This window comes from Wolbachia endosymbiont (group A) of Longitarsus flavicornis, from assembly GCF_963931955.1.
Lineage (GTDB): Bacteria > Pseudomonadota > Alphaproteobacteria > Rickettsiales > Anaplasmataceae > Wolbachia.
The window spans coordinates 1,596,838-1,615,939 of record NZ_OZ008337.1; the positions used below are offsets into that span (position 1 = coordinate 1,596,838).

Genomic DNA, 19,102 nt, shown 5'->3' on the forward strand with positions numbered 1-19,102 from the left:
ATTTCTAAAATGGTTAGAAGTAAGTGAAGGAGTAACAAAGAAATGTCAATGCTTTCAATAAAGATAGGTGCTGCATTAGATGGTAGCTTTAATAGCGCAATGATAGGTAGTACAGCTAAGCTTTCTAAGCTGGGTGATAGTATAAGGCAGCTTGATTCGTCAATGAAATCAGTCTCCAAATTTAAGCAATTAAATCATGATGCCCTTGAAGCCATGAAGAATTGGAAAGAAGCGGAGAAGAAAGCGAAAGAATCAGCTGCAGCAATTGCTAAAGAAAAGAAGGAAAAAAAAGAACCAAGCAAAGCACTAAAAAATGAATTTGAAAAATTGAAAGCATCGGCATCAAAGGCAAAAGAGGCTTATATTAAAAAGAGAGATGCACTTCACACATTAAATGAAGAAGTAAGGAAAAGTGGAAAAGATATTAAATCCTTAGTGAGGGATCAAACTAAACTTGGTTCATCTATTGAAGTACTAAAAGGGAAATATAGTAAACTAGGATCTGTGATACAAAAACAGCAAAATGCCTTGGCAAAAAAAGCGCATTATAGATCACAAGTAATGGAGACTATAGGACTAGGGCTTTCACTTGCAGCGCCAATTAAAGTTGCGATTGACTTTGAATCTGCTATGGCTGATGTTAAAAAAGTAGTGAGATTCGCTAAGGATGATGCAGCTCATAACCAAGGAGCCGTGGAATTTGGCCAGAAATTAAAGGAATTATCCCGTACAATACCATTATCGGCTGCAGAGTTAGCACAAATTGCTGCAAGTGGTGGCCAACTTGGTGTTGAAAAGGAAGAGCTACTCGGATTTACAACAACAGTGGCTAAAATGTCTACAGCATTTGATATGTCTGCAGAAGAAGCAGGTGATTCTATAGCTAAGCTTGCCAATGTTTATGGGATTAAAGTAGCAGGTATGGAAAGAGTAGGTAATATTATAAACCACCTTTCAGATAATAGTGCTGCTAAAGCAGGAGATATGGTTAAAGCATTAGCTATAGTTGGTGGTACTGCAAAACAGTTTGGTCTTGATATTAAGGAAACAAGTAGTTTAGTCAACGCCTTCATTAGTTTAGGTAAACAACCAGCAAAAGCTGCTACTGCAATAAATGCTCTACTTAGTAAACTCCAGACCGCTGAGGGACAGAGCAAAGAGTTTAAAGCAGCATTGGAAGATATGGGAATAACTGCAGAAGAGATGACACAAAGGATTAGCGAAAACGGCCAAGATGCACTACTTTATTTTTTTGAAACTCTGGAGAAAGTAGATAAACAGGAACGTTCACAAATCCTTCTCAAGCTATTTGGTCAAGAATATCAAGATGATATAGCACTATTAGTAGGAAGTTTGGAGAAATATAAAGAGGCAATAGGTCACTTAGCTGATGAGAAAAAATATGAAACTTCAATGCAAGATGAGTTTAACAATCGTGCAGCAACTACAGCAAATAATTTACGACTACTAAGGAATGCAATAGCAGAAGTAGGAATGAACCTGGGCTCAGTAATGCTGCCTCCTTTAAAGTGGATAAGTAATATTCTAAGAGAGATAACTAACCCCATAGCTTGGTTTGCAGAAAAGTTTCCAGTTATTACTACAGGAATAATGAGCATAATTTCAGCTCTTATTATTGGTAAGATTGCAGTAGTAGGTTTTGGTTATGCATTTGCATTGGCTGGAGGTGGAATACTAACTTTTAAGGCTATTTTGCATGGAACACTTTTGCCAGTATTAACTTCATTATCAGCACGAGTAATTCCAGCAGTAATTATGGGACTGAAAGCTTTAACGCTAGCCATGGTTACTAATCCTATAGGAGCTGTTGTTGCTGGACTATCAGTTGGTGCAGCGCTTGTAATCGCTAATTGGCAAAAGGTGAAGGACTTTTTTTCTAGCATCTGGAAATCAATTGTAAAACCTATAGGAGAATTTTTCAATTGGATTGGTATAGGAAAATTGTTTAATGATAGTCCGCTAAAAGCATTTGAGACACCAGTAGAAACAAAAATTGGTAAGGTAGTTACTGAAAGTAATGTTTTGAGTAATGGAAACCCTTTATTAAATAATAAGGAAATTTCTGAAAGCGGAAAGAGTATTATTGGAAATACTAAAATCGGTAGCGTTATTGAGGAAAAAAGTTCTGTAGCGGATGACTTAGAGAAAGTTTTAAAAGACTGTGAAAAATGTAAGTGTGAACAAAAAGAATCAAAAATTTTCAATCAAACTTTCACATTTAATATAAGTATAAAAGCAGAGCCTAACCAAGATATACGTAGTCTTGCTGATACAGTAATAAAAAGAATAAGAGAAAAATCACGAGATGTTATGTTTGATACGGTAGATCCCATTTACTAATGTTATCCTTCGGTCCATATAAACTTTCTCCAACAAGCTTAAAGTATAGCAAAGAGAAGCGCTGGAGTGTGGTTGAGTGTATTGGCAAGCAATTACTACAGAATATTGGCCAAGGGGCAGAAAATATAGATTTAGAAGGGATTATTTATCTTCACAATGGGTTAGATAAATTAAAGAACATGAAAGAAGCAGAAGAAAACCAAATACCTCACACTTTAGTTGATAGCATGGGAAATGTTTTAGGACAATTTGTCATTACTCGCTTTGAAGAAAAGCAAACATCATTTTTCCCTTGTGGACTGCCGAAAAAAGTTGAATTTAATTTAAGTTTAAGTCGTTATTCATGACTATATATTACTCGACAAAAGAGAATAGACTTCTTTCAAAATTGTTAGAGGGAGTGTAAGATGAAGTATTTGAAAGCATGAAATATAAGGAAATAGAAAAGTTAGAAGGAGAAAAGTTTCGACGTTTAACAGGGGTAAAAAAAGCAACATTTGAGCGAATGGTAGAAATTCTAGAAGTGGAGGATAAAAGAAAAAAAGCTAGAAGTGGAAGAAAAAGTAAACTTTGCATAGAAGACAGGCTACTTATGGCACTGGAATATATAAGAGAATATCGTACATATTTTCATATTGGGCAAAGCTATGGCATGAGTGAAAGTAACAGTTTTAAAATAATAAGATAGGTAGAAGACATATTAATAAAACATCCAGATTTTGCATTACCAGGAAAAAAAGAGCTATTAAAGAGTGATGTAGAATATGAAGTTTTAGTAATAGACGGAACTGAAACGCCAGTAGAGAGACCAAAAAAAAGCAAAAGCCCTTCTACTCTGGAAAGAAAAAAAGGCATACTATAAAAACACAAATAGTAACAGAGAAGAAGAGTAAAAAAGTCATATGCACATCTTTCTCGAATGGTAGAAAACACGATTTTCGGATGTTTAGAGAATCAAAGGTAGCAATATTACCGGACACCAAAATCTTAGCTGATGCCGGCTACAGGGGAATGCAGAAGATACACAAAAATGTTGTATTACCGCACAGGAAAATGAAAAAGAATCCGTTAAGCAAAGAACAAAAAAAAGAGAACAGGGCACTTATGAGCCAAAGGGCAATTGTTGAAAACGTAATTGGCTTATTGAAAAGGTTTAAAATCATCTCGGACAGGTATAGAAACCGACGAAAACGTTTTGGTTTAAGGTTTAATTTGATTGCTGCAATTCACAATTTTGAGCTCCATACATGAATTTTGAAAGAAGTCTAATGACATGTTGGACTATATTTGTTGGAAGCACTATGGATTTACTTCAGGAGCAGTAGAAATAGTATTAGAAGAAAACCCTGGACTTGCAGAACATGGTAGTTTTTTGCCAGCAGGACTGAAAATTAAGCTGCCTGTAATCGAGAAACCTCTACAGAAATCAACTTTAAAGATTTGGGGATAAAATGCAACCAGACTTTGTCATTGAAGGGTATGAATTAACAAAAGACCGCTTAGTGTCAATGCATATTACTGATGAATCAGGGACTATAGAAGATATAGCTGAAATATGTGTCGATTACAGGGATGATAACATAAAAGTTCCAAAAGAGCTAAAGATTGCTTTGGGATATAGAGAAACAGGAGTACTACCCATAGGTGTATATACAGTCAATGAAATTACAGTACAAAGTCCACCAAAAACCTTGATGATCAAAGGTCATGCAACAAATTTGATGATCTCACTAAAGGAAAAAGTATCCAGAGAGTGGCACCAGATTACGTTAGGTGATTTAGTCAAGGAAATATCAAGTAAACATGGGTATGGATACAAAGTTGCTGAAGAATTTAAAGACATATTGATATCACACATTGATCAAACTGAAGAAAGTGATATAAATTTGTTAACTAGAATAGCCATAGAGCGAGAAGCTATGGCAAAACTGGCAGGAGGATATATATTGTTTATTCCAAAAGGTGCAGCAAAATCAGCAACAGGAGAAGCTTTAGGAACGACAACTATCAGACCTCAAGACACAATTAACTGGAAAGTGCATTTTACTGTACGTGATAAATATAATTCAGTGATAGCAAAATGGTATAGCTATGAAAAGGGAGAACCCATATCAGAAACAGTAGGTAGCGGTGAACCAAGTTACCCTATACAAACAATTTACCCAAATGCAGAATCAGCATTAAGTGCAGCAAATGCCAAATTTAAACAACTACAGCGTAATAATGAGACTTTAGAAATGACAATACCAGGTAATCCAAAGTTATTTGCAGAGGCAAAACTTAATCTTGTAGGGTTCAATCAAGATATAGATGGTGAATGGGTAATTGATAGAGCAGAACATACTCTAGACAGTAGAGGATACCAAACTACGGTGGAAGCCACAAGAAGCAAAGTTAGTTAAGGGAAACTTAATTCAATGATAGTCTAATGCTAAGTAGAAGTGATATAGGTGTGTATGAATAAGCATTTAAGACGGTTTCTTCGCGCAACTTCAGGCCCAAGTATTATGCCATCAGGTAAGGCTATTGTTGTGGGGCTTATAATATGCTTTGTTCTTTGGGTTATCAGTCTTTTTGATAGTTATAAAGAGGAAGTTAAGTCAGCAAATGCTAAAGCTGCTAAGAATTATGAATCGATATTATGGATTGCTGCTAAAAATTGCAGTGTGGAGGTTGAGAAATTCTTGGTAAAAAACTTAGTAAATATTAATGATACTCGAAATTCCGGGATAATGTTATTACAGTATGCTACAAAACAAGGGTGCTTAGAAGCTGTTCAATTTTTGATAGATACGGTATAATATTAATTATTGCTATTAAAATATTTCTCTTTTTCAGAAGAATATACAAAAATCTCGTCAGAAAGGCTCCATTGAGAGAGAGTGAAAAGAAAACAGAATATAACTTTGACGACATCCAGGTTTATAAAGAGAATCCGGAAATAGTTGCTATTGCAAAACCAGTGGGTAAATGGACAAAGATGGCTATACTCAATAATGAATTGATGCAGCGGTTAGCACAATTGATACAGGAAGAAGGCGATGAGAAGGGATATTGGGAGCTATTTGTGAAAGCTCAGTCTTCAACCCAGGGTAAGTATAAGGGAAGAGGGCGGTAGCTCCGTTTGTAGGAAGCTGCGAAAAAACGGCAACTTGATGCAACAGTCTAACGGTTATAGAATAGAACGCTTTTCATATGTCAGTCCCAACCTGTCGTCTAATTTCTTTATCGGTTGCAAAGAGATCTTGAACCAAAGATTTATTTTGAGATAAGTCATATGCTGTTTTGCCTTTTTTATTCTTTATAAATAGCTGTGCACAGTTACAACAGGTATATTTTCCAGCATTATAGCCTTGTGCAAAGGTGTTACTGCTGCATTCATTAACCACTTTCTACCAATGACTTTATTTTTTCCAAATCTTTGCTTGAAACAGCTTGGAGGCTCACAAAATTGGCTATAGATACACCTTTTATAGCTCTTATTATTTTCTGTAGTTTTTCCACTCTTAGCTCCTAAATATAAAAGCTATGCGTAAAAAAAATATTATATATAAATATCTATAAAGGTATATCTTTTTATCTTAGGTTTTCCTCGCTGATTTTTACTATCTCAGACACAAATGTGCACAATGAATCCTTTAATCTTTGATCACCAATTTTTTGATATTCTTGCATTATACTCAATATCTTGTTTTCTCCTTGACCATCCTCATCTTCACAATAGGTTTCATCTTTTGATGTAGGCAGTAGAACTCCATAATGTAATGATAATCCTCCTGCTATTTTAGGTACTGTTTTGAACGATATTTCCCCTTCCTCATATCTTCGTATTTGTGAATTTGTTAATCCGGTCCTATCTGCTAACTCTGTCTGTGGATAACCTCTTGCAAACCGCCAATCTTTTGCCTTATGCGCCATTTGGTAGCTTATAGGTCTTATCTCTGTTGTAACCTTTCTAATTTGAATCCCCTCTGACACACATCTGGTTAATGCGCACACCGCATCACGAACTTTTTGGTCCTTAATTCTTTTTAGGTTTTGCACTAAATCAAATGCCTTCTTGTCCTCACTGTTAATACAATTTATTGGCTTCGGGAAGAAATATTCAACATCACGCGGTGATTTTTGTGCTATCCTTTCGAGCGTTTCAGGTAGAATGCTGTGTATCCCTCGCTCATACTTTCCTATTAGTGACTTTGCTACACCAGTTTTTTCTGCGAAATCCGCTTGAGAGCAATTTAGCTCTAGCCTAAGAACCTGTTCATAATCTTTTGAGGAACAAAGCAGTGAAAGCAAGAACTACCATTTGCAAGCTGGTGTTGAGTTTACGCTCGCAATTTTTCCATAACCGTCTACATTTTTCCAACCAAGCAAAAGAACGCTCTACAACCCATCTTTTTGGCAATACAGCAAAGGTATGTAATTCACTGCGTTTTATTACCTCAACAGTTGCACCAATAGTTGCTTTTATTTGTGTTGCAAAATTCTCTCCCGTATAGCCTGCATCAACCAGTACATTTTTAACTCCCGAGAGGTTTTCTTTTGCATTTTCTACCATTCTCACAGCACTGCTACGGTCAGTTATCTCTGCTGTTGTTACATAAATTGCATGTGGCAAACCTTGCGTATCTACTGCAATATGGCGTTTTATTCCTGAAATCTTTTTGCCTGCATCGTAGCCTTTTTCTTCAGCAGTATCTGCATTTTTTACACTCTGTGCATCAATTATGCAGAAGCTGGTTTTTTCTTTCCGACCATTGTTTTGTCGGACTACGCCAACTATTTTTTTTTAACACCAGCTCCAGAACACTTTCTTTATTTGCATCTGGTTTTTCACTCCACTTCTTAAAATAGTCGTAACAATTGCGCCATTTTGGAAACTCTTTTGGTAGCATTCTCCACTGACAAACGCTTTTCAGAACGTATAACACTCCACAAAATACATCATACAAATCAAGTTTTCTTGGTTTTGTTTTTTTTCTACAGGACTCTAGATCTGGTAATATAATCTCAAATCTTTCCCGACTTATATTACTTGGGTATAAACTCCTCATATATCCTAACTTATATACATTATCTCTTAGTTTATTCCTTTCTTGAGATCATGTACAGGTTCTAAGACTTCTTCTCTTTTTTCTAGTACCTCTTGAAATTTTTCTAATGCAATATCATACTTTCCTGCATAAAGGAGGTATAACATAGCTATTCCATATTTAGTAAATAAAGGATCAAGATGATTAGAGCCAAGCAGGCAGTCTTCTCCATTTATTAAGTTTTTAAACATATTGTATACAACAGTATATCTTTTTTGCTTTAGCCGTATCATAGCCATTTCACGCTCAGCAAATAAATTATCAATAGTATTCAATCTTGGCACATGTGAAAATATTTTGAATGCATCTTCATACTCTCCTTGGTAACTCAATATCAGACCTTTTACATTCTGAATACGTACGTTCTCAAGATCGCCTTGTGGCAATTTCAAGATTTGTAGTTCTTCTTCCAGTGCCTTAATTCTCCTAAGAAACTCCTTGAACTAACTCATCTTTTTTTACCAAGAGATAGCCAAGTTCCTTTGCTCTTTTGATCAAATTTTTTACAGTTCTATCTTTATAGCGTATTTCATAGTATTCCATTCCTTTTTCTACATATTCCTGTCCGTATTTGAGCATACTATAAAATATGCACGCTATCTTTCTTGCAGTAGCTGTTATTGCTTTTGGCGCTCCTAATCGTTTTTTTAATTTCCTGTAGTATGCACCTAATGCACTTTTACTATTTCCCACAGAATTAGCAGCCATTCGAAATGCATTCGCAGCACGATTAATGACTTTACGCGTTCTTGTGCTAAACACTTTTTCTCCTGTAATTTTATTGGCAGGGCTGAGTCCTAACCACGATGAGAAGTGTTTTTCTGTTGACCATTTACTATGGTTTATACCAGTTTCTGAAATTATGGTCTGTACACTTAGTACATCAAGCCCTGGAACTTTAGTAAAATCCATACCAGTTATCCGGTGCAGTTCCTCGTGCAAAGCAAAGTTTGGCTTACTTTTTCTATGCTTATTCTTTTCCTTACTCAACTGTTTACTTTCGCCAGGTTTTGTTTCGAACGTTTTGTAATAGGCCTCAATATTTCTATCACATTCTGCTATTTTTTCTTGATAGATATTATATAGTTCAAATTCTTGCTTTAGCGTGAATAAGTGTTCCTCTCTATAGTCACCAGCTAACGCTTTTGCAATAGTAGACTGATCATTTTTTATTCGTGCATCCCTGAATTCAACCAATTTCTCAGGATCCCTTTCGCCTTCGATTATAGCCTTGATAATTTTCATACCAGTTACTCCAGTAATATCTCTTATAACTTTATGCAGCTGTATATTCATTTGAATTAATGCCTTCTGCATACGCAGAACATGTGTAGATGCACTTTCAGTAAGACTTTTACGTTGCCGCACATAACTACGCAATACACAAATTTGATCATCGGGTCTGAATGATCCATGAAGTAGTCCATAACTGTGTAGTTGTTGTAACCACTGACAGTCCTGAACATCTGACTTTCTTCCAGGTACATTTTTTACATGTCGCGCATTTACCAGTTTTACTTCAAACCCATATGATTCGAGTACTTGAAATAAAGGAATCCAGTATACTCCTGTTGATTCCATAGCTACAGTTGTAACTTTACATTTTTTCAACCACCGTGCTAAATTATGAAGGTCTTCAGTGAAGCAGCCAAATTTTTGGATACGTTGTTCATCTCTTCCTTCAGGTACACATACATAATGTACAGATGAACCAACATCAATCCCTGCTGCATCAGGATTCACTATTTCTAATTTACTTTTTGCTTTTTTCATGGCAACTCCTTCGTATAATTTGTAATAGGGAAACGCTTCAGCTTGGAACGGTTGATAGTACAATCTCCTAACCGAGGTAGTCTACAAAAACTCCATCAATGATTTGACCGTTCCTCCCAAAACCACGCTTACGAACGGGCACTAAAGGCACCAGTGACTTGGTCGGTTATAACTGCAAAAGCGCTTCTCACAAAGTTATATCAGAAATTACTCAAAACTTAAATTGGGAGTTTCTTCCTGGTTTGACAGATTTCGTCTGTTTGACGCTTACTGATAAATTCAGAACTACTGTTCTCTAATGCTTGTTGACCATCAGGTGACAGTAGACCTTTATTTTGATCAGCTTTGCTTAACTCCTCTAATCTTTTAATACCTGCATCCCATTGAGAATCAGAACTGTGCTCCTTTATGGCTAATTGAAGTGGTGTTTCACCTTTGTTATTACGAATATTGACATTTATTCCATTGTCTAAGAGAAGACTAGCAACATCTGGTATGTTTTCAACGATGGCAGCATGTAAAAATGTATCGCCATCACCATCCTGATAATTAATACTTACACCTTCATTTTCAATCAATTCTTTAATTTTTTTGATTAGATTTTCTAGATTGGAACCTTGGCAATCTCTACATCCCCTAATGAAATAAAGTAAATCTGCCTCCTTAGAACCATACCTTCGCTTTCTTATTAACTTAGACTGGCTAACTGTTTGCTTAAAAACTCCTGAATTACTTCCTTTAGCTTGTTGGATATTGTATCTTTCTTCTTTCAAAAACATAATAACCTCCCCTAGTTATTTTCAAGACATGCTACATTGGAAAAAAAACTACCTTGTTCTAATTTTAAACCCTCATTAGTAATACATTTTGAGCATAATACTCCATCTTTAAAATTTGTCGACTCATATTTAGAAATTTTTTTGGAATAATTTTTGATGGAAGTCTTCAATGAACTATTATTAATTTAGCAATATATACTGTTAAAAACTTAAACTATATAACCATTTCCAGCACCCAAAACCAGCAAACGTGAGAGGTGTTCGTTTTGGAATCTTATGGTCTACCATGTGTACCGTTCGAACTTTTCTTTATAATAATTCTACCATACCACAAAGTCAGCTATATTAGCCTACTTTTACCACATTTAGATATGAACCAATTTGCTTGGCTTTGTTGCAACAATTTAAATCTTCTATTTTTATAACCTTATTTTTACGCGGCTTGTTCTCACAAATATACGATCTTTTTTGCAATTTTAGGAAGAGTCAATAATTCAAATTTTTGTGGCACTAAAATAGACGTTTCTTTAGTTACAACAAGGTCTATTTTTTCGTAAATAAAAATGTTTTACAATTAATTATTAGAATGAAAATATCATACTTGGCTCTCAAGAAATTTCCTGTTGTGCAGTGGTAAGGTTTGGAGAAAAAGATTGGCTTGGCAACGATAATTTACTAGACTAAAGTTTATATTAAAATACAAAATGGGGTTGCGGGTATGGAATCTAGCTTAGATCACAATTACAATAAAATACTTGATATATTAAAAGGTGCTATTAAAGACGACGATAATCAAGTTAAAGCGAGAAAACACCTTAGAGTAGAAAGATGGCTAAGGGTTTATATTCAATTAATTGAAGATTTTGATGAGGAAAAACTAAAATTTTTCTCTGATATATTCTCTGATAATTCTTGTTGGGATGGAATAAAATTAAAAAATAAAGCTGTTGGTGAAAGGCTAACTGAAGAAAAAAATAAAAACGGAAAAGAAAATCCGCTTGATCTTGCAGATAGACATTACTTGGCATGTAAATATTGTCTAGAAGATAAGATTCCTGGATTATTTGAACAAGTATTTATGAGATTTAAGAGAAGTGCCTTTGAAGAGGATGGATCTGATGATGATCTGAGAAGAGAATTATTGGAAAATATTGAAGAAACTAGCCCTATAGAAGCTTTCTGGTCTTTTCTTATTGATAAGCAGATTGGAAAACTAAACGAATATAAATCATTTGAAGGTTTGCAAAAATCTATACAGATAAATTCTAATAAAAACTGGGAAGAAGGTATAGAGTTCTTCTATAATAAGTTGCACAATGATTCTAGTATTTCTAGTCAAGATAAAGATAATTTGTTAATTGAAGCAGCTTTATCTGCAGTAAAGGGTTACAAAGAAGTAGACACTATAGAGTTTTGCCTGTCCAAAATGGATGATGAACAAAAGAAAAAATTACTAGATAGAGATTATAAGGAAAATACTTATCATGCAGTATTGAATGTGCTAATAGATCAGTATTGTTTTGATTCTTTTATGGAATTAAGCCAATTGTCTAGTCAGCTTGAATGTGAACGTTACACAATCTTTTTATCTTCATTATCAGACCAAGTATTGAAGAATTTAGATCTGTCTGAGGAAACAAAAAAATGTATGATGAATGTTTGGAAGCATATAGTAAAACATGAAACTCAAGATTGTGGAGAACAGTCTATTTTTCCTGTTTTCGTAGATTATTCAGTTACACGTACAATAGCAAATTTAATTGTGGATCCAAGTAGACAGGAAGGAAGTAAAGAAGGAGTATTAGAGGAGGTATTAAAGCATGTAAATAACAAAGAAATGAGTGATGAAGAGATAATAAAGGTTAAAGATTCTGTATTAAGAAAAATTCAGTTATTTCATGGAGGCAAAAAGTTGCAGTTAGGAGAACAAGTATTTTCTAAATTAGCTGAAGAAGCTTCTAAAGAGTCACTTCGTGAAGTTGGTGATACTTTGCCACAGTCAAGTCTCAGTCCAACTGATACCCCATATAATATAAAATCTTTAGGCCATAGCAAATAGGAGAATCATATGCCAAGAAATGTAAAGCCATTTGAATTGGTACAACTTCTGTTAATGGAAAATAGATCAAAAGATAAGTTTTTAGACTTTCAAGAAAGGTTTCAGTCATTTATTAGTCAGTCTCCTTCTTTTTTGCATTCAGTTGGAAAGCCAGGCTTTTTTCCTAGTTTCTTTTTTGGTATGTTTGCTACTGTATTAGACACAGAACTTGCTACTAAAATTAGTATCGAAAAACTTTATTTTCGTTTTGATGGTGATAGAACTTTAAAAATAGTTGTATTAACTGGTAAAAAGAAATTGAAGTGTATAACAATTTCTGATGAGGCTAGTAATAACAAGCATCTAAAGTTTAGTGAAGAAGAATTAGAAAAAATAAAACAAGTGATAAGATTGACGCTATTTGATAGCTATGAAAAAGAAGAGCATAAAATAACAATTACAGGAAAAAAAGTAAAGTATAGAAAGGTTGATCCAGCTTTTAGTAAAAAGACTGACTATTCACAAAAAATTTTTACAGAAATAGAAAAGACTCAAGACCGGCAAAACCTAGAGAGCTTAATTTCAAAATTGAATGATCAAAGTTCTAAAAAAGTAAAAGAGAACGCTGGAAAAGTGTTTGATTATATTACAAATGTTTATAAGAAGTATAAAAAAGAAGAAATTCCATTTAGTAGCAAAGAATCAAGTTATCATGGTTTTTTAGCTGGGTTTTTGATGAATTTCAAGTATCGTTTTCATCTAAAACTTTATCTCGAATTGTTTGCTGGAAAAGGTTACGCAGACATTATTTTACTTGTGCGCGGTTCTGATAAGTCGCTAAGCTCTATTCCCATTATTATTGAGCTTAAAGCAGGTACTGGTGAGATAAGTACAGTGATAAAAGCATTGAAGCAAGCACAAGATTATGTTAAGGGCTCTTTTTCTAACTCTATAAGAATGATTACTATAGCTAATGAAGCTATTTGTGTAGGATTAAATTTTGAAATGGTTGATCATGGAAATGTTGGAATTGATGTAGAAAATTTTCTTAGTCGAGAAGGTAATTCTGTAATAGAAAAGTTACTTGGCACTGAAGCAGCGAATGCTGAGGTGATAAGAAAACAGCTAGAGTATCTTTACTATGGGATTGTTTGGAGCAATGGTGGAAGTGATAATATTAATTATGTCAGCAGAATGATCTTAGGTCAACTAGCACTTATTCCTAATATTATTAAGCGTGAAAAGTTAGGTAAACATATTTTTATTTATGATCAAAACGATAAAATGGTTACTGGATCACAGACACGCTTAGAGGCAGCAAAAGAAAGTATTGCGGATTGTGTTACAACTATAGTGCTAACTGTAGGTAAGAAGGTGCTTATACTCAACATAAATGAAAAAAATAAATTTGTATTGAGAGTGCCAGCCAATAAAGGAATTCCTATTGAAAATATTAGAGGAATTCAAAACGTTAATGACATACAGATACAAGAAATAACCTGTAACTTATACAGTACACCTAGTAATAAGAATCCATTTGATCAGTACTGTGATGAGAATAAGGGGATTACAGTAAATACGTATAACTCATTGGACAAATACAAAAGAGATAAAGAAATTTTACAAGGTAATTTTACTCCAATTATGGAAAATAAAAAATTTAAAGCAGCTTTGAGCAAAGCTATAAAGTCTGGTAAATATGATGATTACAAAAAACTATTTGAAGAAATTTCTCGTATATTACATCCTTTCAAATCATTAATAAGCAATGAGGCTACATTTCAAGCTGTATTGCATGGTTTATTTAGTAGCTACGGTGACGATAATATAAAAGTTATTACTGAATTTCAAATAGGTGGTGGAGAGAAGTTGGATGTTATGTTGGTTATAAATGCTACTGATGAAAAAGAAGAATACCCTCCAGTTGGAATAGAGCTAAAATTTGCTAAGAAAGGAGAATTAGATAAAAAAGAAAAAGAGGCTAAGGACCAGTTGACAAGATATAAAGAAGGTGAAGCGTATAAGGTAATTACTGATGCCGGCAAAGTGAAACTGATATATGCTGTTTTTAATAAAGGTGCAACAGATGAAGGTTCCCTTATAAAAATTGGTAATGAGTTTGTAGAGGTAGATGTAAGACATAGTTCTGTGGTTGCTCTTGGTCAACAGTCAGGTAGTCTCCAACAACCTTATGCTCAACAAGCGGGTCAATCTCGAGCAGTTAATCAGTGATCTAGTCGGGAATGTTCAAAAAAGCATATGCGTCAAGTTAAGGAAATATTGCCCAATATAGCAACATTTAAAGGGGTATCTTATTTGTTAAATTTACTTTTCGAGGAGGTTTTGATCTAAAATAAAATAATTTTTTTAGAAAAATCCATAAACTATTAGCTTTATTGCTTACTATCTAAAATAGTTTTTACCATTTCCCTTTATACTACTTTCCCTTAACTTGACGCGTATGCTTTTTTGAACATTCCCACTCTTGCTATCCTTTCTCAACTTGAGCTATTTAAAACTTTCATAGCCGCAGAATCAACACCATTTTTAACTTCAACATTGCTAAGTACTGTATTTGCTTTATACGAACAGTAACATCCTACTGCAAGAAAAGTTAATGCGGCTACAGCAAGTGAAATACATATTGCTAAATAAGGTATTGTTAAAATTGCACCAACAGCAAATACCCCAGATAATAAAAAAGAAACAGAGGCGTAATTACTTGCCTTTTACAGAATTTCTTGACTTCCCTGCTGAAACATGTAATAATTAATTTATTATTTATATAGGTAATTATATGATCGGTTATTGGACGCAATAAAAAATGATGGTGACGTTGCTGGAATTCTACAAGGAGCTTCAAAAGATGATTTCCTGAATGTTTTTAGAGAAAAGCAACATGGTAGTAGTAATGCACTGCTTGGCGAGTTTGAAGATGAAGGGGAAGCCTTGAAAGTTGTTTTTAATGTGGCTAAAGAGAAAAATGTATTAAAAGAAATTGTAACTGATGAGATTTGCTCTGTTATTTATAATAGTACAGAAATTTATGCCTCACTGATTGACTTGATTATGGCTCCTAACTCCCCATGTATAAGATATTTAAATGTAATTGAGGAAAGTTGTGGGTTAGAAGCATTTTGGAAGGTTATAAGCAAAGATGATCGTGGACACATTAAAGATGCTTTAGGAAGAGTTAAAAATCAGAATATGCTAGACAAAATTTGTCAAGTTGAAAAGAGCATGTCTAAAGCAGTGAAAGAAAACTCACCTAGTAACGGAAGTGCGACGCAGCCTCTAAAAAACGAAGCAAAAACTAAACAAGCAACTAGTAAAGCAATGATAACTGGTGGTGTTTGTGGTGTCATAGCTGCATTAGCAGTCATTGGTGGATGTTTTGCTTTCGGTGTTCAATTACCAATGTTGGCTTTAATTGGCATAGCTGTGGCTGCTGCTTTGGTAGTTGGGATTGTTGCTGGCGTTATTACATATGCAATATCAGAACCTAGTAATAAACTAGATGAACCAGACTCAAACAAAGTAGCGAGTGACCTTACCCAGAAAAAGTAGAGAGAAAGTTAAGACGTTTTTGGAGTAAAATAAAACGTTTTTTCAAAGAGGTGTAATATGACAAATGGGAATGTTCAAAAAAGCATACGCGTCAAGTTAAGGGGAAGTTGTTTTAAATGTTAAGTGATAGCCATAGAGATTCTTCTTAAGAGGTTATCTTGGCGCTTATGATCTTTCAAGCATACCACTAGCTTTAAGATTTTTTAGGTCAGTCGCCTATATTAATAGGAACACCTACCTCAAGTAGATTCTTCACCAACTCTTGAAATTCAGCTAACTTTAATAGACTTTAGCATAAAAAGGTTGAACATTTCTTCAGAATTGTGTATAATTATTAATGCTTTTTAGGTTAATTTCCTATGACTTTTTCTAAGTTTCTTGATCCCAAAAATGATATATCGTTCAAGCGTATCTTTGGTACTGAAAAAAATAAGGACATTCTTATTCACTTTCTCAACGATATCCTTGGCTTCACTGGTAAAAATGAAATAAAGGATATAGAGTTTTTAAGTACTGTTCAAGACCCTGATATTGCTGCTAAAAAGCAAAGTATTGTTGATGTTCTCTGTAGAGATGAAAATGGACTGCAAGTAATAGTCGAAATGCAGGTCGCTAAAACTAAAGGCTTCGAGAAACGTGCTCAGTACTATGCTGCTAAAGCTTATTCAAGACAAGCTGACAAGGGTGATCAATACCACGACCTTAAGGAAATTATCTTCATTGCTATAGCAGATTGTGTACTGTTTCCTAATAAATCTGAGTACAAGTCAAAGCATACTATTCGAGATGAAGACACTAATGAACACGATCTAAAAGATTTTTACTTTATATTTATTGAGTTGCCAAAATTTCCAAAGAATAAGGAAGATCAGTTGGAGAATATAGTAGAAAAGTGGGCTTATTTCTTTAGGTATGCAGAGGAAACCAGTGAAGAGGAGCTGGAAAAAATAATAGGGAGTGATTTTATAATCAAAAAAGCCTATGAAGAGCTAAATAGATTTAACTGGTCAGAGAAAGAATTTATTGCCTACGAACAGGAAATAAAACGTATTCTTGATGAACAGGCTGTCCTCGCTCAAAGACTTGATGATGCTACTGAAAAGGGCAAAAAAATTGGTAAAGAGGAAGGAAAAATTGAAGGAAAAATTGAAGGAAAAATTGAAGGAAAAATTGAAGGAAAAATTGAAGTAGCAAAAATAATGCTGGCTAATAATGTTGATATTGACACTATTGTCAAGTTTACTGGTCTTTCTATAAGTGAGATAAAAGAATTGCAGAAAGTTTAATAACTTATAGATTCTTCTAAAGAAATTACTTTATTTGAAATTTACTTGACGTTTTTTGAGTATGTCCTTTTATGTTGGATTCAAAGAAGACTCAACAATTGGTTGTTCTATGTCCTCTACTTTCTCGAGCTTGGTGTTGGGATTTATGATATTATACAGCGCAAAACCTATGCAAGCTAATCCAACAATTCCCACAATCACCGCTATGGCATACATTTTCAAGATACAAGCTACGATACTACTGACTAGTAATGCCGCACCAACACTACCAAATATGATTGCTTGCCTTTGTTGCAGTGCTTTTGCTGATAGGTTTTTGTCTGCAGCATCACCATCAAAACATAGTTCAGCGGAAGATGGGCTGTCAGGGGCATTTGGCTCTTGCTCATTAGTTTCTCTATCGACGGAAGTTGGTTCTACAGTGGTTTCTACTGAATCATTTTGCGCTTTTTCGCTACTTTCACATATAGGTTGAAGATCTTCACTATTTATATTACATAATTTAGTGTCAGTCTCTGTAGCTTTATCAACTGTATTGGTTTGCTTTTTTATTTCAACTTTAACTTCCTCAACATCTGCCGGCATCTCCATATCAGCTCCTTTTGCGGTAGTGGTACCTTTTTTATTTCTAAGCTTTTCAGCAATATCTTTCCATATTTTTTTCGGTGTTCTCATAATGTTTTTCTCCTATTGTTTTTATAAATTAAGATCATAAAATTTCTCCAATTGCTCACTCCACAGCATCGGTATTTCTCTCAAATCAACCAACCTCAAACTACTTGGCTGCCTCCCATTTACTATGTCTTCTTTTATCTTTGGAGCTAAATAATTTAATCTTAAAATTTGTTGTATACGTCTTGTACCTATATTAATTTTAACGCTCAGCTCCTTCACACTTCTATATTTTCCTTCCTCTAGTTGACGTTTCCAAAGATGGGCTCTCACCACTGCTTTCAGTAGCGCATTGTTTGTTTTTCCTTCTGGTTCCACTACTGTGCATTTGTTTCCTTTCTTCTTCAAATTCATTGCTATAAATGTCTCCTCTGATTCAGAACATACTTCTACTCCTTCCTCTCTTACCCACACTACCTTTATTAATTTTTTCACTGCTTCTTTCTGCTCTCTGAAACTTAAATTTTCCCATTTTTCTTTTTTTGCCCCTTTTTCCCAATTTTCATATAAGCATTCCGCTCTCTTCATTACTTCTTTTTCCACTTCTCCTGCTACTACGGTTCGATTTATTGATCCACAATCTTTTCCTCTTAAATGGTTATTGCATATGTAGTATCGATACCTTTTATTTTCCTTTTTTGCATAGGTCAGCGTCATGTTTACTTCACAGCTCTTGCACTTTATTATCCCCTTTAGCAGCGCTTCCTCATATTTTACTTTTCGATATGGTTGATTCTTTATCAATTCTTGCGCTTTTTGCCATTTTTCTTCTTCTATTATCGCTTCATGTTTTCCCTCATATTGCTTCTCATAATGTCTGATTTTTCCCATATATATCGGATTTGTTATTATTCTCCTCACTGTGGCCTTTTTAAAGATATCTGATTTTGCTTTCGTTCGATATCCTTCTCTGTTTAACTCTCTTGCCAATTCTGCCATTGATTTCAGCTCCATATACCTCTCAAATATATGCTTTATTACTTTTGCTTCTTTTTCATTTATTATTAATTCTTTATCTTTTACGTCATACCCTAGCGGCACATTCCCTCCCATCCATAGACCCTCTTCCTTCGATGTTGCTATTTTATTTTTTACTCTCTCTACTATCATTTCTCTTTCTAGCTGTGCCGCTCCTGATAACACTGTTTGTACAAATTTTCCCATTGGTGTGTTGTTATCAAATATTTGCGTCACTGCTACAAAACTTATCCGGTGCCTTCTAAAAAATGACGTTACTTCTATGCAGTCCTTTGTTTCTCTTGATAACCTATCTAGCGTATACACTACCACACAGTCCACTTCTCCGGCTTTTACATCTTCAAACAATCCCTTTATCGCTGGTCTTTCTAAATTTTTTCCTGAATAGCCTCCATCATCATACCTTTTGGCTAATGCTACCCACCCTTCTCGGCTTTTTATATATTTTTCACATGCTACCCTTTGTGCGTCCAAGCTATTAAACTTTTGTTCTAGTCCATCTTCATTTGATTTTCTCGTATATATCGCACACCTCACCTCTTTTAGCATTTTCTC

General features: G+C 34.5%; 17 protein-coding genes and 2 pseudogenes. 11 read left to right on the forward strand and 8 right to left on the reverse strand.

Features of this window, described 5'->3' with window-relative positions:
• Nucleotides 1–42: 42 nt before the first annotated feature.
• The 7 genes and pseudogenes from AABM58_RS07650 to AABM58_RS07680 all read left to right on the forward strand — a co-directional run bounded on the left by AABM58_RS07650 (nucleotide 43) and on the right by AABM58_RS07680 (nucleotide 5,479).
• The gene (locus tag AABM58_RS07650; protein ID WP_338406850.1) at nucleotides 43–2,361 is read left to right on the forward strand and encodes a phage tail tape measure protein; all 2,319 of its coding nucleotides are present in this window, start codon (nucleotides 43–45) and stop codon (nucleotides 2,359–2,361) included.
• Nucleotides 2,361–2,708 carry a phage tail protein gene (locus tag AABM58_RS07655; RefSeq protein ID WP_338406851.1) on the forward strand — a complete coding sequence of 116 codons (348 nt, stop codon included), beginning with the start codon at nucleotides 2,361–2,363 and terminating at the stop codon, nucleotides 2,706–2,708. The genes AABM58_RS07650 and AABM58_RS07655 overlap by 1 nt, the downstream gene beginning before the upstream one ends.
• A 77-nt stretch (nucleotides 2,709–2,785) precedes the next feature.
• Nucleotides 2,786–3,612 (forward strand): annotated as a pseudogene (locus AABM58_RS07660) (IS5 family transposase).
• Nucleotides 3,613–3,634: 22 nt separating this feature from the next.
• The gene (locus AABM58_RS07665) at nucleotides 3,635–3,811 is read left to right on the forward strand and encodes a tail protein X (RefSeq protein WP_338406852.1); all 177 of its coding nucleotides are present in this window, start codon (nucleotides 3,635–3,637) and stop codon (nucleotides 3,809–3,811) included.
• Between the two features lies 1 nt (nucleotide 3,812).
• On the forward strand, nucleotides 3,813–4,763 hold the full coding sequence (locus tag AABM58_RS07670) for a phage late control D family protein (protein WP_338406853.1): 951 nt from the start codon (nucleotides 3,813–3,815) through the stop codon (nucleotides 4,761–4,763).
• Between the two features lie 54 nt (nucleotides 4,764–4,817).
• Nucleotides 4,818–5,162 carry an ankyrin repeat domain-containing protein gene (locus AABM58_RS07675; protein ID WP_338406854.1) on the forward strand — a complete coding sequence of 115 codons (345 nt, stop codon included), beginning with the start codon at nucleotides 4,818–4,820 and terminating at the stop codon, nucleotides 5,160–5,162.
• 71 nt (nucleotides 5,163–5,233) lie between these two features.
• Nucleotides 5,234–5,479, forward strand: coding sequence for a hypothetical protein (locus AABM58_RS07680; RefSeq protein WP_338406855.1), 246 nt, complete (start codon nucleotides 5,234–5,236; stop codon nucleotides 5,477–5,479).
• A 458-nt stretch (nucleotides 5,480–5,937) separates the two neighbouring features.
• Here the strand turns inward: AABM58_RS07680 and AABM58_RS07685 are convergent, their stop codons facing one another.
• The 5 genes from AABM58_RS07685 to AABM58_RS07705 all read right to left on the reverse strand — a co-directional run bounded on the left by AABM58_RS07685 (nucleotide 5,938) and on the right by AABM58_RS07705 (nucleotide 10,006).
• Nucleotides 5,938–6,657, reverse strand: coding sequence for a helix-turn-helix domain-containing protein (locus tag AABM58_RS07685; RefSeq protein ID WP_338406856.1), 720 nt, complete (start codon nucleotides 6,655–6,657; stop codon nucleotides 5,938–5,940).
• A protein-coding gene (locus AABM58_RS07690; protein WP_338405927.1) for an IS5 family transposase occupies nucleotides 6,623–7,415 on the reverse strand; the annotation gives its coding sequence in 2 pieces (ribosomal slippage) (nucleotides 6,623–7,150 and nucleotides 7,152–7,415; 792 coding nt in all). Before AABM58_RS07690 ends, AABM58_RS07685 begins: the two co-directional genes overlap by 35 nt.
• 26 nt (nucleotides 7,416–7,441) lie before the next feature.
• Nucleotides 7,442–7,846 carry a tetratricopeptide repeat protein gene (locus tag AABM58_RS07695; RefSeq protein WP_338406857.1) on the reverse strand — a complete coding sequence of 135 codons (405 nt, stop codon included), beginning with the start codon at nucleotides 7,844–7,846 and terminating at the stop codon, nucleotides 7,442–7,444.
• Between the two features lie 34 nt (nucleotides 7,847–7,880).
• Nucleotides 7,881–9,227: an IS110 family RNA-guided transposase gene (locus AABM58_RS07700; protein WP_338406860.1), complete on the reverse strand. Its 1,347-nt coding sequence runs from the start codon at nucleotides 9,225–9,227 to the stop codon at nucleotides 7,881–7,883.
• A 218-nt stretch (nucleotides 9,228–9,445) separates the two neighbouring features.
• Entirely contained in the window at nucleotides 9,446–10,006 is a 561-nt protein-coding gene (locus AABM58_RS07705) for an ankyrin repeat domain-containing protein (protein ID WP_338406858.1), read from the reverse strand.
• A 718-nt stretch (nucleotides 10,007–10,724) separates the two neighbouring features.
• Here AABM58_RS07705 and AABM58_RS07710 point away from each other — a divergent pair.
• Both AABM58_RS07710 and AABM58_RS07715 read left to right on the forward strand, forming a co-directional pair.
• Complete coding sequence (locus AABM58_RS07710; protein WP_338405915.1) at nucleotides 10,725–12,065, forward strand: hypothetical protein; 1,341 nt, start codon at nucleotides 10,725–10,727, stop codon at nucleotides 12,063–12,065.
• 9 nt (nucleotides 12,066–12,074) lie between these two features.
• A complete protein-coding gene (locus AABM58_RS07715; RefSeq protein WP_338405916.1) occupies nucleotides 12,075–14,276 on the forward strand; it encodes a hypothetical protein in 2,202 nt (733 codons plus the stop codon).
• A 266-nt stretch (nucleotides 14,277–14,542) separates the two neighbouring features.
• On the opposite strand, the pseudogene AABM58_RS07720 reads toward AABM58_RS07715, so the two are convergent.
• Nucleotides 14,543–14,773 (reverse strand): annotated as a pseudogene (locus tag AABM58_RS07720) (TomO hydrophobic C-terminal domain-containing protein); the annotation flags it as partial.
• Nucleotides 14,774–14,852: 79 nt separating this feature from the next.
• Here AABM58_RS07720 and AABM58_RS07725 point away from each other — a divergent pair.
• Both AABM58_RS07725 and AABM58_RS07730 read left to right on the forward strand, forming a co-directional pair.
• Complete coding sequence (locus AABM58_RS07725) at nucleotides 14,853–15,611, forward strand: hypothetical protein (protein WP_338405917.1); 759 nt, start codon at nucleotides 14,853–14,855, stop codon at nucleotides 15,609–15,611.
• 359 nt (nucleotides 15,612–15,970) lie between these two features.
• Complete coding sequence (locus AABM58_RS07730; protein WP_338405918.1) at nucleotides 15,971–16,897, forward strand: Rpn family recombination-promoting nuclease/putative transposase; 927 nt, start codon at nucleotides 15,971–15,973, stop codon at nucleotides 16,895–16,897.
• Nucleotides 16,898–16,966: 69 nt separating this feature from the next.
• Here the strand turns inward: AABM58_RS07730 and AABM58_RS07735 are convergent, their stop codons facing one another.
• Both AABM58_RS07735 and AABM58_RS07740 read right to left on the reverse strand, forming a co-directional pair.
• Nucleotides 16,967–17,572, reverse strand: a complete 606-nt coding sequence (locus AABM58_RS07735; RefSeq protein WP_338405919.1) for a hypothetical protein — start codon at nucleotides 17,570–17,572, stop codon at nucleotides 16,967–16,969.
• Nucleotides 17,573–17,593: 21 nt separating this feature from the next.
• On the reverse strand, nucleotides 17,594–19,096 hold the full coding sequence (locus AABM58_RS07740) for a recombinase family protein (protein WP_338405920.1): 1,503 nt from the start codon (nucleotides 19,094–19,096) through the stop codon (nucleotides 17,594–17,596).
• Nucleotides 19,097–19,102: the final 6 nt, after the last annotated feature.

Coding starts and splice junctions, on each gene's coding strand:
- AABM58_RS07715 (WP_338405916.1), top strand. CDS start 12,075: ATGCCAAGAAATGTAAAGCCATTTGAATTGGTACAACTTCTGTTAATG.
- AABM58_RS07665 (WP_338406852.1), top strand. CDS start 3,635: ATGTTGGACTATATTTGTTGGAAGCACTATGGATTTACTTCAGGAGCA.
- AABM58_RS07740 (WP_338405920.1), bottom strand. CDS start 19,096: ATGCTAAAAGAGGTGAGGTGTGCGATATATACGAGAAAATCAAATGAA.
- AABM58_RS07655 (WP_338406851.1), top strand. CDS start 2,361: ATGTTATCCTTCGGTCCATATAAACTTTCTCCAACAAGCTTAAAGTAT.
- AABM58_RS07700 (WP_338406860.1), bottom strand. CDS start 9,227: ATGAAAAAAGCAAAAAGTAAATTAGAAATAGTGAATCCTGATGCAGCA.
- AABM58_RS07730 (WP_338405918.1), top strand. CDS start 15,971: ATGACTTTTTCTAAGTTTCTTGATCCCAAAAATGATATATCGTTCAAG.
- AABM58_RS07650 (WP_338406850.1), top strand. CDS start 43: ATGTCAATGCTTTCAATAAAGATAGGTGCTGCATTAGATGGTAGCTTT.
- AABM58_RS07670 (WP_338406853.1), top strand. CDS start 3,813: ATGCAACCAGACTTTGTCATTGAAGGGTATGAATTAACAAAAGACCGC.
- AABM58_RS07735 (WP_338405919.1), bottom strand. CDS start 17,572: ATGAGAACACCGAAAAAAATATGGAAAGATATTGCTGAAAAGCTTAGA.
- AABM58_RS07675 (WP_338406854.1), top strand. CDS start 4,818: ATGAATAAGCATTTAAGACGGTTTCTTCGCGCAACTTCAGGCCCAAGT.
- AABM58_RS07710 (WP_338405915.1), top strand. CDS start 10,725: ATGGAATCTAGCTTAGATCACAATTACAATAAAATACTTGATATATTA.
- AABM58_RS07705 (WP_338406858.1), bottom strand. CDS start 10,006: ATGTTTTTGAAAGAAGAAAGATACAATATCCAACAAGCTAAAGGAAGT.